This window comes from Modestobacter sp. VKM Ac-2977 (genome assembly GCF_026968045.1).
In the GTDB taxonomy this organism is placed as follows: Bacteria; Actinomycetota; Actinomycetes; order Mycobacteriales; family Geodermatophilaceae; genus Modestobacter.
This window is the reverse complement of the sequence record NZ_JAPVBQ010000004.1, coordinates 508,746-522,256: the sequence shown is the minus strand read 5'-3', so window position 1 is coordinate 522,256 and position 13,511 is coordinate 508,746. Positions and strand designations below refer to the sequence as shown.

Genomic DNA, 13,511 nt, shown 5'->3' with positions numbered 1-13,511 from the left:
TACGTCCGTGGGTCGGCTCTTCGGGACCGACGGCGTCCGCGGCCGGGCCAACGCCGAGCTGACGCCGGAACTGGCGCTCTCGGTGGCCCGTGCCGCGGCCAGCGTGCTCGCCGACCGCGACGGGACCTCACGTCCCGTCGCGGTCGTCGGCCGTGACCCCCGCGCGAGCGGGGAGATGCTCGAGGCCGCGGTCGTCGCCGGCCTGGCGAGCGCCGGCGCCGAGGTGCTGCGCGTCGGCGTCCTGCCGACGCCGGCGATCGCGCACCTGACCGGCCGCACCGACGCCGACCTGGGCGTGATGCTGTCGGCGAGCCACAACCCGATGCCCGACAACGGCATCAAGCTGTTCAGTCGCGGTGGGCACAAGCTGCCCGACGCAGTCGAGGCCGCCATCGAGCGGCGGGTCATGGGCACCGACGACGGCGACCCCCGCGGCGACCACCGCCCGACCGGTGGGGGCATCGGCCGCGTCCGCGACCTGGCCGGCGCCGCGGAGGACTACACCACCCACGTGCTCTCCGCGTTGCGCGAGCCCCTGCGTGACCTGCGCGTCGTCGTCGACTGCGCCCACGGGGCCGCCTACCGCTGTGCGCCGGAGGTCTACCGCCGGGCCGGGGCGCAGGTGCACGTCATCGGTGGCGAGCCCGACGGCTGGAACATCAACGACGGGATCGGCTCCACCCACCTGGGGCCGTTGATCGACGCCGTCGCGCGGCACGGTGCCGACATCGGCATCGCCCACGACGGGGACGCCGACCGCTGCCTGGCGGTGACCGCGCAGGGCGACGTCGTCGACGGCGACGCGATCCTGGCGATCTGTGCGCTGGCGCTGCACGAGAGCGGCAACCTGACCGACGAGACGGTCGTCGCCACGGTGATGAGCAACCTGGGCTTCCACCACACCATGCGGGCGGCGGGCATCTCCGTGCAGACGACGGCCGTGGGTGACCGCTACGTCCTGGAGGCGCTGCGCTCGCGCGGGCTCTCCCTCGGCGGCGAGCAGAGCGGTCACCTGGTCTTCCTCGACTGGGCGACCACCGGCGACGGGCTGCTCACCGGGCTCGCCCTGATGTCCCGGATGAGCGCCACCGGTGCCTCCCTGGCCGAGCTGGCCTCGGTGGTGCAGCGGCTGCCGCAGACCTTGGTCAACGTCCCGGTGACGGACCGGCTCGCGGTGGCGGAGAGCGACGAGGTCGCACGGGCGGTCAACGCCGTCGAGGCCGAGCTCGGCGACTCCGGGCGGGTGCTGCTGCGCCCTTCGGGCACCGAGCAGCTGGTGCGGGTGATGGTCGAGGCGCCCACCCAGGAGAAGGCCGACGCCGTGGCCTCCCGGCTGGCCGACGTCGTCGCCGCCGCCACCTGAGGAGCGCCCGACCCGCCGGACGCACCGCTGGGCCCGGGGCGAGGTCACAGGTAGCCGACCCCAGCCCCCGGTATCGTCGGGGGAATGTGCGGCATCGTGGGGTACGTCGGCCCGCAGGACTCCTTGGACGTCGTCCTGGAGGGCCTGCGCCGACTCGAGTACCGAGGCTATGACTCGGCGGGGGTGGCGGTGCTGGCTGACGGCCGGCTGAACACCGCCAAGAAGGCCGGCAAGCTCGCCAACTTGGAGAAGGAACTGGTCGAGGCTGCGCTGCCCGCCTCGACCATCGGCATCGGGCACACCCGCTGGGCCACGCACGGCGGGCCCACCGACCGCAACGCCCACCCGCACGTCTCCGCCGACGGCACCGTCGCGGTGATCCACAACGGGATCATCGAGAACTTCGCGCCGCTGCGCGCCGAGTGCGAGGCCGCCGGGATCGAGTTCTCGTCCGAGACCGACACCGAGGTCGTGGCCCACCTGCTGGCCGCCGTCTACCGGGAGACCCCGGCGGGGACCGATCGACTCGCCGAGGCGATGCGCACGGTCAGCCGGCGCCTGGAAGGTGCCTTCACCCTCGTCGCCACCCACGCCGCGGAGCCCGACCGGTTGGTCGCCTCCCGGCGCAACAGCCCGCTGGTCGTCGGCGTGGGCGACGGGGAGTACTTCCTCGGCTCCGACGTGGCGGCGTTCATCGGGCACACCCGCCGCGCGCTGGACGTCGAGGAGGACCAGGTCGTGCTCCTGGACCGCGAGCACGGTGTGACGGTCACCGACTTCGCCGGCACCGTCGTCGAGCCGACCACCCGCACGGTCGACTGGGACGCCGCAGCCGCGGAGAAGAACGGCTACGACTGGTTCATGCTCAAGGAGATCGCCGAGCAGCCGGAGGCGGTGGCCAACACCCTGCTGGGCCGGCTCGGCGAGGCCGGCGAACTGGTGCTCGACGAGGTCCGGCTCTCCGACCAGGAGCTGCGCGACGTCGACAAGGTCTTCGTCGTCGCCTGCGGGACGGCCTACCACGCTGGGCTGATCGCCAAGTACGCGATCGAGCACTGGACCCGCGTCCCGGTCGAGGTCGAGCTGGCCAGCGAGTTCCGCTACCGCGACCCGGTGCTGGACCGGAGCACGCTGGTCGTGGTCATCAGCCAGTCCGGCGAGACGATGGACACCCTCATGGCGCTGCGGCACGCGCGGGAGCAGAAGGCCAAGGTCCTGGCGATCTGCAACGCCAACGGGTCGACGATCCCGCGGGAGTCCGACGCCGTCCTGTACACCCACGCCGGCCCGGAGGTCGCGGTCGCCTCGACCAAGGGCTTCCTGACCCAGGTGGTGGCCTGCTACCTGGTCGGGCTCTTCCTGGCCCAGGTGCGGGGGGTCAAGTACGCCGACGAGGTCGCCGCCATCGTCGAGGACCTGCGGGCGCTGCCGGCCCAGATCACCGAGGTGCTGGGCACGATGGAGCCGGTGCGGGAGCTCGCCCGGGCGCTGGCGACGGAGGACACCCTGCTGTTCCTCGGCCGGCACGTCGGCTACCCGGTGGCCCTGGAGGGGGCGCTCAAGCTCAAGGAGCTCGCCTACATCCACGCCGAGGGCTTCGCCGCCGGGGAGCTGAAGCACGGTTCGATCGCACTGATCGACCAGGGCACCCCCGTGGTGATCGTCGTCCCGTCGCCGCTGAGCCGGGAGTCGGTGCACGGCAAGGTGGTGAGCAACATCCAGGAGGTCCGCGCTCGCGGTGCTCGCACGATCGTGATCGCCGAGGAGGGCGATGACGACGTGCTGCCCTACGCCGACCACCTGATCCGGGTGCCACGGACGCCGACCCTGCTCGCGCCGGTCGTCACCACCGTGCCGCTGCAGGTGCTGGCCTGCGAGATCGCCGCCACCCGCGGTCTGGACGTGGACCAGCCGCGCAACCTCGCCAAGAGCGTCACGGTGGAGTAGCAGCACCTGACCCGGCGCCGAGCACCGATCAGCTGACCTGATCACCGGCTGTCCCCCCGCACCAGCGCTGGTGCGGGGGGACAGTCGTCGGCGGCGGTGGACGGCGGCGCAGGCACACTGTGCGGGTGATCATCGGGATCGGTGTCGACGTCTGCCCGGTCGAGCGGTTCGCCGTGTCGCTGGCCCGCACCCCGGGGCTGCGCGACCGGCTGTTCACGCCGGCCGAGCAGCGCACGCCCACCGGCGGTGAACGCAGCAGCGAGTCCCTGGCCGCCCGCTTCGCCGCCAAGGAGGCGTTGGCCAAGGCGCTGGGCGCCCCGGGCGACCTGCGCTGGCACGACGCCGAGGTGGTCGTCGGGGAGCGGGGGCGTCCACACCTGGAGGTCCGCGGCACGGTGGCCCGCCGCGCCGCGGAGCTGGGCGTCACCACCTGGCACGTGTCGCTGAGCCACGACGGGGGCATCGCCTCCGCCATGGTGGTCGCTGAGGGAACTGCACCGTGATCGGGCTGCACACCGCTGCGCAGGTCCGGGCGGCGGAGCAGGCCGTCCTGGCCGGGCTCCCGGCGGGAGCGCTCATGCAGCGGGCCGCGACCGGGCTGGCGACGATCTGTCTGGGCCTGCTGGGTCGGGCGCACGGCGTCCGCGTGGTGCTGCTGGTCGGCTCCGGTGACAACGGCGGCGACGCGTTGTTCGCCGGTGGCCTGCTGGCGCAGCGCGGCGCCGCCGTCACCGCGGTGCTGCTCAGCCCGGAGCGGGCGCATGCAGCCGGGCTGGCCGCCTTCCGTCGCGCCGGTGGGCGGGTCGCCGACGCGGGGGACGCCGGGCTGCACCGTGCCGACCTGGTCCTCGACGGGATCGTCGGCCTCGGCAGCACCGGCGGACTGCGGGAGCCGGCCGCCGCGCTGGTCCGGGAGGCGACCGCCGGTCCGGGGCTGCTGGTCGCCGTCGACCTGCCCAGCGGCGTCGTCGCCGACACCGGGGAGGTGCCGGGGGCCGCCTTCCCCGCGCAGCACACGGTCACCTTCGGTGCCGTCAAGCCCGGGCTGGTGGTCGGTGCCGGCCGCCGGCAGGCCGGCACCGTGCACCTGGTCGACATCGGGCTCGGTCCCGCGCTGGCCGAGCCGGCGGCCCGGCAGCTGACCGACGCCGACGTCGTCCCGCACCTGGACGCCCCGGACCCTGACGACGACAAGTACTCACGCGGGGTGGTCGGCGTCCTGGCCGGTTCGGCGACCTATCCCGGCGCCGGGGTCCTGTGCACCGGCGCGGCGGTGCGGACCCGGCCGGGCCTGGTCCGGTACGCCGGCACCGCCGCGGAGGGGGTCCGGGCCGCCTGGCCGGAGGTCATCGTCACCGCCGGCCGCCCAGGGGACGCCGGACGGGTGCAGGCCTGGGTGGTCGGCCCGGGGATGGGCACCGACGACGACGCAGCCAGCGTGCTCGCCGAGGTGCTGGCCACCGACCTGCCCGTGGTGGTCGACGCCGACGGGCTGACCCTGGTCTCCCAGCGCCCGGAGCTGGTGGCCGACCGCACGGCACCCACCGTGCTCACGCCGCACGACCGCGAGTTCGCCCGCCTCTTCGGCGAGGTCGGCAGCGACCGGCTGGCCGCTGCGCGCCGGGGTGCGGCAGAGCTGGGTTGCACGGTGCTGCTCAAGGGCGACGCGACCGTCGTCGCCGACGCCGCCGGCACGACCTTCGTCAACGGCACCGGCACCCCGTGGCTGGCGACCGCCGGCACCGGCGACGTGCTCGCCGGGGTGCTGGGGGCGGTGCTGGCGACCGGGCTGCCGGCCGCGGAGGCGGCGTCCGTCGCCGCCCACGTGCACGGCCGGGCCGGTCAGCTGGCCGCCGAGCAGGGCCCGCTGATCGCCGGTGACCTGGTCCGCCGACTGCCCGAGACGCTGGCCCGGCTGCGCGCCGGCGCGGGCTGACCGCGGCGGCCTGGGACAGTGGGCAGCGTGACGCAGGTGCAGCAGGTGCTGGGCAGCCGGGCCGAGGTGGTCGTCGACCTCGACGCGATCGCGGCGAACACCGCGGCGCTGCGCGCGCGGGCCGGCCGGCCGCTGATGGCGGTGGTCAAGGCCGACGGCTACGGGCACGGGCTGGTGCCTGCTGCCCGGGCGGCGCTCGCCGGCGGTGCCGACGCCCTCGGGGTGACGGTGCTGGAGGAGGCGCTCGCGCTGCGCGCCGCCGGGATCACCGCACCTCTGCTGTCCTGGCAGCACGCGCCGGGCGAGGACTACGCCGCGGGGCTGGCCGCCGACGTCGAGCTGTCGGTCAACGCGGAGTGGGCGCTGGCCGAGGTGGTCGACGCCGCCCGGGCCACCGGCCGCACCGCCCGGGTGCAGCTGTTCGCCGACACCGGCCTGTCCCGCGAGGGCGCCACACCCGAGGCCTGGCCCGGGCTGGTGGCCGCGGCGGCGCGTGCCCAGGCCGACGGCGACGTCGTCGTCACCGGGTTGTGGAGCCACCTCGCCTACGCCGACGCCCCCACCCACCCGACCATCGGCCGGCAGGTGCAGGTCTTCGAGGAGGCGGTCGCGCTGGCCCGGCGGGCCGGGCTGACCGACGCCCGTCGGCACCTGGCCAACTCGGCGGCCACCATCGCCCTGCCCGAGACCTGGTACGACATGGTGCGGCCCGGGGTCGCGCTGTACGGCTTGGACCCGCTGGGCGGCGACCCGGGGGAGTACGGGCTCCGCCCGGCGATGACGGTCCAGGCCCAGGTGGCGCTGACCAAGCGGGTGCCGGCCGGGACCGGGGTCTCCTACGGCCACACCTACTCCCCGGCGGGCGAGACGACGCTGGCCCTGGTGCCGGTCGGCTACGCCGACGGGGTGCCCCGCGCCGCCGGCAACCGGGCACCGGTGCTCGCCGCGGGGGCGCAGCGGACCATCGCCGGCCGGGTCTGCATGGACCAGTTCGTCCTCGACGTGGGCGACGACCCGATCGCGCCCGGTGACGCGGTGGTGCTGTGGGGCTCGGGGGCGGACGGCGAGCCGACCGCCCAGCAGTGGGCCGACGCGGTCGACACCATCCACTACGAGCTCGTCACCCGGGTGGGCGGCCGCTTCTCCCGCCGCTACGTGGGCACCGCCGGGGTCGTCTGATGGCGCAGCACGGCCACCTCCGCCTGGGCCGCACGGCCGGTCTGGTCGGCGCCGCGGTCGGCCTGGCCGCGGCCGGCACGGCGGTCGGGGTCGCCGTCACCCGGACGGCGACGGCCCGGGTGCGGGCCGGTCAGGTGGCCGGTCAGCGCGGGGAGGACGGCCGCCCCGTCGAGGACGTGCCGGTGAACCAGCTGCGCCAGGAGGACCCGCTGGGCTCCGGCCGCCGTGCCGCCGACCGCACGGTGGTGGTGCGCACCGACGACGGGGTGGCGCTCACGGTCGAGGAGGTCGGCCCGACCGATGCTCCGCTGACCGTCGTCTTCGTGCACGGCTACGCGCTGTCCATGGCCTCCTGGACGTTCCAGCGCCGGGACCTCGGCGAGCAGCTGGCCACCGCCAACGGTCACCGGCCCACCGCGCGCCTGGTCTTCTACGACCAGCGGGGGCACGGTGCCTCCGGCCGGGGTGCCGCCGAGCACTCGACCATCGACCAGCTGGCCGCGGACCTGGAGTCGGTGCTCACCGCGCGGGTGCCGCGCGGGCCGGTGGTGCTGGTCGGCCACTCGATGGGCGGGATGACGGTGCTCGCCCTGGCCCGGCGCAGGCCAGAGCTGTTCGGGACCCGGGTCGCCGGGGTGGCGCTGGTGTCCACCTCCAGCGGCAACCTCGGCGACCTGGACTTCGGGCTGCCCGCGCTGCTGACCCGGGTGCGCGCCACGGTGCTGCCGGTCGCGGTATGGACCATGCGCCGCAGGCCCGGGCTCGCCGAGGTGACCCGGCGACTGGCCAAGGACGTCGTGTCGGCGGTCACCTGGTCGATGTCGTTCTCCTCGACCGGCGTCGACCCGGCACTGGGGCGCTATGTGGACGCGATGATCGCCGGGACCCCGGTCGACGTGGTCGCCGAGTTCTACCCGGCGATCGCCGGACTGGACGTCAGCGGCGCGATCGAGCCGCTGTGCCGGGTGCCGACCGTGGTGCTCACCGGCGACGCGGACAAGCTGATCCCCAAGGCGCACAGCGAGCGGATCCGGACGCGGCTCGAGGAGTCGGGGGACGGCGCCGTCGAGTACGTCGCCGTCCCGGACGCCGGGCACCTGGTGCCGCTGGAGCACCCGGGACAGGTGACCGACGTGCTGGCCGGCCTGATCCGCCGGGTCGCTGCCGCACAGCGCCCCGCCGGCTGACCGCCGGCTCGGGCCCGCCGTAGGGTCTGCGCGTGGCCTCCACCCGTCCGCCGCGCCTCGACGCGGCCGCCACCGAGGTGGCAGCGACCGCTGCGGCCGCGCCGGACTGGGCCTCGCTGGCCGAGGTCGCCCGCTCCTGCGTCGCCTGCCCCGAGCTGGCCGCCACCCGGCAGCACGTCGTCGTCGGGGACGTGCCGGTGACGGGTCGGCCGCGGCTGGTGGTCGTGGGGGAGGCGCCGGGCGCCACCGAGGACGAGACCGGCCGGCCCTTCGTGGGCAAGAGCGGGGCGCTGCTGGACCTGTTGCTCGGCGAGGCCGGACTGCCCCGGGCTGAGGTGGCCGTGCTCAACATCGTGAAGTGCCGTCCGCCGGGCAACCGCACCCCGAAGGCGCCCGAGGTCGCCCGGTGCAGCGGCTGGCTGCGCCGCCAGCTCGACCTGCTCGGCGCCGACGTCGTGGTCGCCCTCGGGCTCTCCTCGGCCAAGTGGTTCCTCGGCCCACGCACCGTGCTCGGCCAGGTGCGGGGCCGGGCGCACGACGTCGACGGGCGCGCCGTGTGGGTCACCTACCACCCGTCGGCCGCGATCCGGTTCGGCCCGAACGGCGCCCCGCGAGCCGCGCTCGCCGCCGACCTGCGCGCCGTGGCGGGCTCGCTGTGAGGCGGGAGCACGAGCTGCCCACCGTCGTCGACACCCAGGCGTTCGGCCGCGAGCTGGCCGGGTTGCTCCGGGCCGGTGACCTGGTCGTGCTGGCCGGGCCGCTGGGCGCGGGGAAGACCGCGCTCACCCAGGGGATCGGCGCCGGCCTCGGGGTGCCGGGCCCGGTGACCTCGCCGACGTTCGTGCTGGCCCGGGTGCACCGCGGCGGACGGGTCCCGCTGGTGCACGTCGACGCCTACCGGCTGGCCGGCATGGCCGACGTCGACGACCTGGACCTGGACGCCACCACCGACGAGGCGGTCACCGTCGTCGAGTGGGGCCACGGCCTGGTCGAGCAGCTGGCCGACGAGCACCTGGTGGTCGAGCTGGACCGGCGGGACGACGACGTCCGCACCGTCCGGCTGGTGCCCGTCGGCCCGGGCTGGGAGCAGCGGCTCACCGACGCCTGAGTGTCAGCCGGCCTGCTCGACGATCGGGCGCAGCAGGGCCGCCAGCTCCGCCGGCGCGGCCAGGAACGGCGAGTGGCCGGAGTCCAGCCGGAGCACGGTGCCGGCGCGGACGGACATCGCCTCCTGGGCGGCCACCGGGATGGCCTGGTCCTGCTCGCAGACGACGTAGGTGCTCGGCAGCTCGGTCCAGGCGGCGCGGCTCAGCGGCTGGGTGAGCGCGGCCGTGGACTGCAGCTGCAGTTCGGCCACGGCCTGCCGGGTGAGCTCCGGGGAGACGCCGTTGTAGAACACCGCCTCCGGCGCGGTGGCCCGCACGTGCGTCTCGTGCAGCTCCTGCCAGGACGGGACCTGACCGCCCAGGCTGCTCACCAGCGAGTCGCCCACGTCGAGCTGGAAGGCGCACAGGTAGACCAGGTGCGCCACGCCCAGCTCGGCGGTGGCCGCCTCGCTGATCGGGATCCCGCCGTAGGAGTGCCCCACCAGGACGACGGGCCCCTCGACCCCGGCGAGCACGTCCCGGACGGCCGCGGCGTCGGCGGTGAGGTCACCGAGCGACTGCGGGTCGGTGCCGGAGCTGGGCAGCGCGACGCGGACGACGTCGACGCCGGGCAGGTGGTCGACCAGCGGCTGCCAGCACCACGGGGTGTGCCAGGCGCCGTGGACCAGGACCAGGGTGGCGGGCATGCGGGTTCCTCGTCGTCGGGGGAGGCGGGCCCGCGCAGTCGATCAACAGCCTGCCTCGGGCGCAACCACCCGGCCGCTGCCGACGGCGGGCCGGGGAGCGGCATCTACCCTCGACGGTCGTGCTCGTCCTCGCGCTCGACACCGCCACCCCGACCCTCGTCGTCGGGCTGGCCGAGGTCACCTCCGCCCGGGTCGACGGCGCACTGCTGCTCCCCGCCCAGCGCACCGTCGAGGTGCGGTCCGAGCGGGCGCTCCCCTCGGGCAACCGGCACGCCGAGCTGCTCACCCCGGCGATCCGCGAGGTGCTGGCCGAGGCGGGCGTGCCGATGCGTCGGGTGGAGGCATTCGTGGTGGGGCTGGGGCCGGGCCCGTTCACCGGGCTTCGGGTCGGGGTGGTCACCGCCGCCGCCCTGGGTGATGCGATCGGGACGACGGTCTACGGGGTCTGCTCGCTGGACGCTGTCGGCGACGGCGCCCGCTCGGTGGTCACCGACGCCCGGCGCAAGGAGGTCCACTGGGCCACCTACGACGAGGCGGGGTTGCGGCTCTCCGGTCCCGGCGTGGACCGGCCGGAGGAGGCCCCGGTCACCGATCCGGTCGTCGGGGACGTCCGGTTCGCCGAGCGGCTGGGCCGGGAGGTGGTCGCCGCCGAGGTCACCACCACCGGGCTGCTGCGCGCGGCGCTGCCCCTGTTCGACCGGCCGCCGGCACCGCTGGAGCCGCTGTACCTGCGCCGTCCCGACGCGGTGCCGTCGGTGACCCGCAAGCCGGTGAGCCAGTGAGCGTGCGGCTGCGCGACATGACCGTCGCCGACCTGCCCCGGGTGATGGAGCTGGAGGAGGAGCTCTTCGCGCCGGACACCTGGACCGAGTGGATGTACCGGGACGAGCTCGCCCGTCCCGACACCCGGCACTACCTGGTCGCCGTCGATGCCGACGCCGACGGCGACGCCGTGCTCGGTTACGCCGGGCTGATCGCCTACCCCTACGAGGCGCACATCGCGACCATCGGGGTGACCGGCACGCGGCAGCACGAGGGGATCGGGGCGCTGCTGCTGGACGCCCTGCTCGCCGAGGCGGACGGGCGGCGCACCCCGGTGCTGCTGGAGGTGCGCGAGGACGACGAGGTGACCCAGGCGTTCTACCGCCGGCGCGGGTTCGCCGAGATCGGCCGCCGCCCGAACTACTACCCGCTCAGTGGGAAGGACGCTGTCGTGATGCTGCGGGAGGCGCGGCGATGAGCCAGCCGCTGGTCCTGGGGTTCGAGACCTCGTGCGACGAGACCGGGATCGGGCTGGTGCGCGGGCAGACGCTGTTGTCCGATGCGCTCGCCACCTCCATGGCCGAGCACGAGCGCTTCGGCGGGGTGGTCCCGGAGATCGCCAGCCGGGCGCACCTGGAGGCGATGGTCCCGACCGTGCACCGGTCGCTGGCCGACGCCGGGGTGACCCTGCGCGACGTCGACGCGATCGCCGTCACCGCCGGCCCGGGGCTCACCGGTGCGCTGCTGGTGGGCGTGGCCGCGGCCAAGGCCTACGCGCTGGCCCTCGACGTCCCGCTGTACGGGGTGAACCACCTGGCCGCGCACGTCGCCGTCGACGAGCTGGAGCACGGCCGGCTGGCCGAGCCCTCGATCGCGCTGCTCGTCTCCGGCGGGCACAGCTCCCTGCTGCTGGTGCCCGACCTCGCCCAGGACGTGCAGGAGCTGGGCCGGACGATCGACGACGCCGCGGGGGAGGCCTTCGACAAGGTCGCCCGGGTGCTCGACCTGCCCTTCCCCGGTGGCCCGCCGATCGACCGCGCCGCCCGGGAGGGCGACCGGGCGGCCATCGCCTTCCCGCGCGGGCTCACCGGCCCCCGGGACGCCACCTACGACTTCTCCTTCTCCGGGCTGAAGACGGCGGTGGCCCGGTGGGTGGAGGGCCGGCAGCGGGCCGGGGAGCCGGTCTCGGTCGCCGACGTCTCGGCGTCCTTCCAGGAGGCGGTGGTCGACGTGCTGACCGCCAAGGCGGTGCGGGCCTGCCGCGACCACGGGGTCGACCACCTGGTCATCGGCGGCGGTGTGGCGGCCAACTCCCGGCTGCGCGCCCTGGCCCAGGAGCGCTGCGACGCCGCCGGGATCGTGCTGCGCACCCCGAGCCCGCGGCTGTGCACCGACAACGGCGCGATGGTGGCCGCGCTCGGCTCGCGCCTCGTCGAGGCCGGCGTGCCGGCGGCGCCGAGCGACCTGGGCGCCGACAGCTCCATGCCGATCGACCTCATCAGCCGCTGAACCACCAGGATGGCCATTCTGGTGGGGCGACCTAGGGGGCCGCGCAGACCAGCACGGTGGGGGCGCCGGCGACGCGGGTGACGACGACGACCGCGCTGCCCTCGCCGGGGCCGCGGAGCTGGCGGGCGAGCGTCTCGGGCTCGATCGGCGACCCCCGCTTCTTCACCACGACCCGGCCGACGCCGCGGGCCCGCAGCAGCGCCTTCAGCTTCTTCAGGTTGAACGGCAGCGCGTCGGTCACCCGGTAGGAGCTCACCCACGGGGAGTCCGAGGCCGCGTCGGAGGTCAGGTAGGCGATCGTCGGGTCGACCAGGGTCGCGTCCAGCTCGGTCGCGGCCAGGGCGATCAGACCTGAGCGGATGACCGCGGGGTCGGGTTCGTGCAGCCAGCCGCGCACCGGGCCCGGCTCCGCGTCACCCGGGTCGGTGGCGGCGGTCAGCTCGTGCAGCACGCCGTCCCGGCCGACGACGGTGGCCCGGCGCCAGGTGCGCGACGGCGCCCGCCCCCACAGCAGCGCCTCGACGATCGACCCGCCCAGCGACACCCACTCCGCCTCCACCCCGGCGGGCACCCGGTCGTGGTCCAGCCCGGGCGCCACCTTGACCGCGCAGGTGGGGACGGTGTCGAGCAGGGCCTGCACCGTCGACCACGGCGGGGACCAGCGGTCGGGGTCGAGCTGACGGCGTCCGCCGGCCCGTCGGGCGGGGTCCAGGACGGCGGCGTCGCACCCGGCGACCCGGCCCCCGGTCGCGGCGGCCACCAGGTCGACCGCGTCGGCCGCGCGGACCTCGAGGCCGCTGAGCCCCGCCGCCGCGGCGTTGAGCCGGGTGAGCTCGCGGGCGACCGGGTCCAGGTCGACGGCGACCACGGCGGCGCCGGCCCGGGCCAGTGCGATCGTGTCGGTGCCGGCGGCGCAGCCGAGGTCGACGACCGACCGGGCGCCGTCGGCCAGCAGCCGGGCGGCCCGCCGGTCGGCGAGGAGCGGGCGGCCGGCCTGCTCCAGCGCGTCGGCGGTGAAGAAGAAGCGGTCGGCATCGGCGCCGAAGGCCGGCCGGGCCCGTTCGCGCTGCCGGGCGATGCCCCAGGCCGGGCCGGCCAGCTCCACCCCCACCTCGGACCGCAGCCGGGTCAGCGCGGTGACGGCGTCGGTGCGGTCGGCCAGCAGCTCCCGCGCGCGGGTCAGCGCGGCCGCGCCGGACGGGGTCGCGAGCGCCTCCAACTGGCGCACCGTCTCCGCGGCCTGCCCGTCGGTCTCGTCGTCGTGGGGGTCGCCGGGCACCGGCACAGCGTGGCGCATCGCCGTCCCCACCTGGGCGGGACCCCGGTTGAGCGGCTGGCACTCACGTGGGTAGAGTGCCAATCGACACGGGCCGGGCCCCGACCCCCGCGACGGCGAGGCCCAGCCCCCGTGCCACAGCATCAGCACCATCCATTCGAGAGCCCGTCCGACACCGAAGGGGGCGTCACGACGTGACGACCGCTACCAAGGTCAACATCAAGCCGCTCGAGGACCGCGTGGTCGTCCAGGCCAACGAGGCCGAGACCACCACCGCCTCTGGCCTGGTCATCCCGGACACCGCCAAGGAGAAGCCCCAGGAGGGCACCGTCGTCGCAGTCGGCCCCGGCCGCGTCGACGACAACGGCAACCGGGTCCCGCTCGACGTGAACGTCGGCGACGTGGTCATCTACTCGAAGTACGGCGGCACCGAGGTGCGCTACGGCGGCGAGGACTACCTCGTCCTGTCCGCACGCGACCTGCTCGCCGTCGTGGAGAAGTGACCACACTCCTCCGCTAGACCAGCACGACACCGCCCCGGCGACCCGAACCACCGGGTC

14 protein-coding genes are annotated in these 13,511 nt (G+C 75.5%); 12 read left to right on the top strand and 2 right to left on the bottom strand.

The window, feature by feature from the left end:
- Positions 1-7: 7 nt before the first annotated feature.
- The 8 genes from glmM (at position 8) to tsaE (ending at position 8,720) form a co-directional block, all read left to right on the top strand.
- Positions 8-1,363 carry a phosphoglucosamine mutase gene (gene glmM / locus O2V63_RS19045; protein ID WP_269169088.1) on the top strand — a complete coding sequence of 452 codons (1,356 nt, stop codon included), beginning with the start codon at positions 8-10 and terminating at the stop codon, positions 1,361-1,363.
- Between the two features lie 84 nt (positions 1,364-1,447).
- Positions 1,448-3,310, top strand: coding sequence for a glutamine--fructose-6-phosphate transaminase (isomerizing) (gene glmS / locus O2V63_RS19040; protein WP_269169087.1), 1,863 nt, complete (start codon positions 1,448-1,450; stop codon positions 3,308-3,310).
- Between the two features lie 125 nt (positions 3,311-3,435).
- On the top strand, positions 3,436-3,813 hold the full coding sequence (locus tag O2V63_RS19035; RefSeq protein ID WP_269169086.1) for a holo-ACP synthase: 378 nt from the start codon (positions 3,436-3,438) through the stop codon (positions 3,811-3,813).
- Positions 3,810-5,246 carry an NAD(P)H-hydrate dehydratase gene (locus O2V63_RS19030; RefSeq protein WP_269169085.1) on the top strand — a complete coding sequence of 479 codons (1,437 nt, stop codon included), beginning with the start codon at positions 3,810-3,812 and terminating at the stop codon, positions 5,244-5,246. Before O2V63_RS19035 ends, O2V63_RS19030 begins: the two co-directional genes overlap by 4 nt.
- A gap of 27 nt (positions 5,247-5,273) precedes the next feature.
- Positions 5,274-6,425, top strand: a complete 1,152-nt coding sequence (gene alr / locus O2V63_RS19025) for an alanine racemase (protein ID WP_269169084.1) — start codon at positions 5,274-5,276, stop codon at positions 6,423-6,425.
- A complete protein-coding gene (locus O2V63_RS19020) occupies positions 6,425-7,612 on the top strand; it encodes an alpha/beta fold hydrolase (RefSeq protein ID WP_269169083.1) in 1,188 nt (395 codons plus the stop codon). Before alr ends, O2V63_RS19020 begins: the two co-directional genes overlap by 1 nt.
- Positions 7,613-7,644: 32 nt before the next feature.
- Complete coding sequence (locus O2V63_RS19015; RefSeq protein WP_269169082.1) at positions 7,645-8,271, top strand: uracil-DNA glycosylase; 627 nt, start codon at positions 7,645-7,647, stop codon at positions 8,269-8,271.
- Positions 8,268-8,720, top strand: a complete 453-nt coding sequence (gene tsaE / locus O2V63_RS19010; protein ID WP_269169081.1) for a tRNA (adenosine(37)-N6)-threonylcarbamoyltransferase complex ATPase subunit type 1 TsaE — start codon at positions 8,268-8,270, stop codon at positions 8,718-8,720. The genes O2V63_RS19015 and tsaE overlap by 4 nt, the downstream gene beginning before the upstream one ends.
- A gap of 3 nt (positions 8,721-8,723) precedes the next feature.
- On the opposite strand, the gene O2V63_RS19005 is transcribed toward tsaE, so the two are convergent.
- Positions 8,724-9,404: an alpha/beta hydrolase gene (locus tag O2V63_RS19005; RefSeq protein ID WP_269169080.1), complete on the bottom strand. Its 681-nt coding sequence runs from the start codon at positions 9,402-9,404 to the stop codon at positions 8,724-8,726.
- Between the two features lie 119 nt (positions 9,405-9,523).
- Between O2V63_RS19005 and tsaB the strand changes: the two genes are divergently transcribed.
- The 3 genes from tsaB to tsaD are packed head-to-tail and all read left to right on the top strand — an operon-like array spanning position 9,524 to position 11,675.
- Complete coding sequence (tsaB, locus tag O2V63_RS19000) at positions 9,524-10,186, top strand: tRNA (adenosine(37)-N6)-threonylcarbamoyltransferase complex dimerization subunit type 1 TsaB (RefSeq protein WP_269169079.1); 663 nt, start codon at positions 9,524-9,526, stop codon at positions 10,184-10,186.
- Positions 10,183-10,644 (top strand): ribosomal protein S18-alanine N-acetyltransferase, encoded by a 462-nt coding sequence (gene rimI, locus O2V63_RS18995; RefSeq protein ID WP_269169078.1) that lies wholly within the window; start codon positions 10,183-10,185, stop codon positions 10,642-10,644. The genes tsaB and rimI overlap by 4 nt, the downstream gene beginning before the upstream one ends.
- Positions 10,641-11,675 (top strand): tRNA (adenosine(37)-N6)-threonylcarbamoyltransferase complex transferase subunit TsaD, encoded by a 1,035-nt coding sequence (tsaD, locus tag O2V63_RS18990; protein ID WP_269169077.1) that lies wholly within the window; start codon positions 10,641-10,643, stop codon positions 11,673-11,675. The genes rimI and tsaD overlap by 4 nt, the downstream gene beginning before the upstream one ends.
- A gap of 31 nt (positions 11,676-11,706) precedes the next feature.
- Here tsaD and O2V63_RS18985 read toward each other — a convergent pair whose 3' ends face one another.
- The gene (locus O2V63_RS18985; protein WP_269169076.1) at positions 11,707-12,954 is read right to left on the bottom strand and encodes a THUMP-like domain-containing protein; all 1,248 of its coding nucleotides are present in this window, start codon (positions 12,952-12,954) and stop codon (positions 11,707-11,709) included.
- 191 nt (positions 12,955-13,145) lie between these two features.
- Here O2V63_RS18985 and groES point away from each other — a divergent pair, with 191 nt between their 5' ends.
- Entirely contained in the window at positions 13,146-13,454 is a 309-nt protein-coding gene (groES, locus tag O2V63_RS18980; protein ID WP_036334331.1) for a co-chaperone GroES, read from the top strand.
- Positions 13,455-13,511 lie beyond the last annotated feature (57 nt).

Excerpts from the sequence above, each read along its gene's own strand:
- glmS (WP_269169087.1), top strand. The coding sequence starts at position 1,448 with ATGTGCGGCATCGTGGGGTACGTCGGCCCGCAGGACTCCTTGGACGTC.
- O2V63_RS19020 (WP_269169083.1), top strand. The coding sequence starts at position 6,425 with ATGGCGCAGCACGGCCACCTCCGCCTGGGCCGCACGGCCGGTCTGGTC.
- O2V63_RS19005 (WP_269169080.1), bottom strand. The coding sequence starts at position 9,404 with ATGCCCGCCACCCTGGTCCTGGTCCACGGCGCCTGGCACACCCCGTGG.
- tsaD (WP_269169077.1), top strand. The coding sequence starts at position 10,641 with ATGAGCCAGCCGCTGGTCCTGGGGTTCGAGACCTCGTGCGACGAGACC.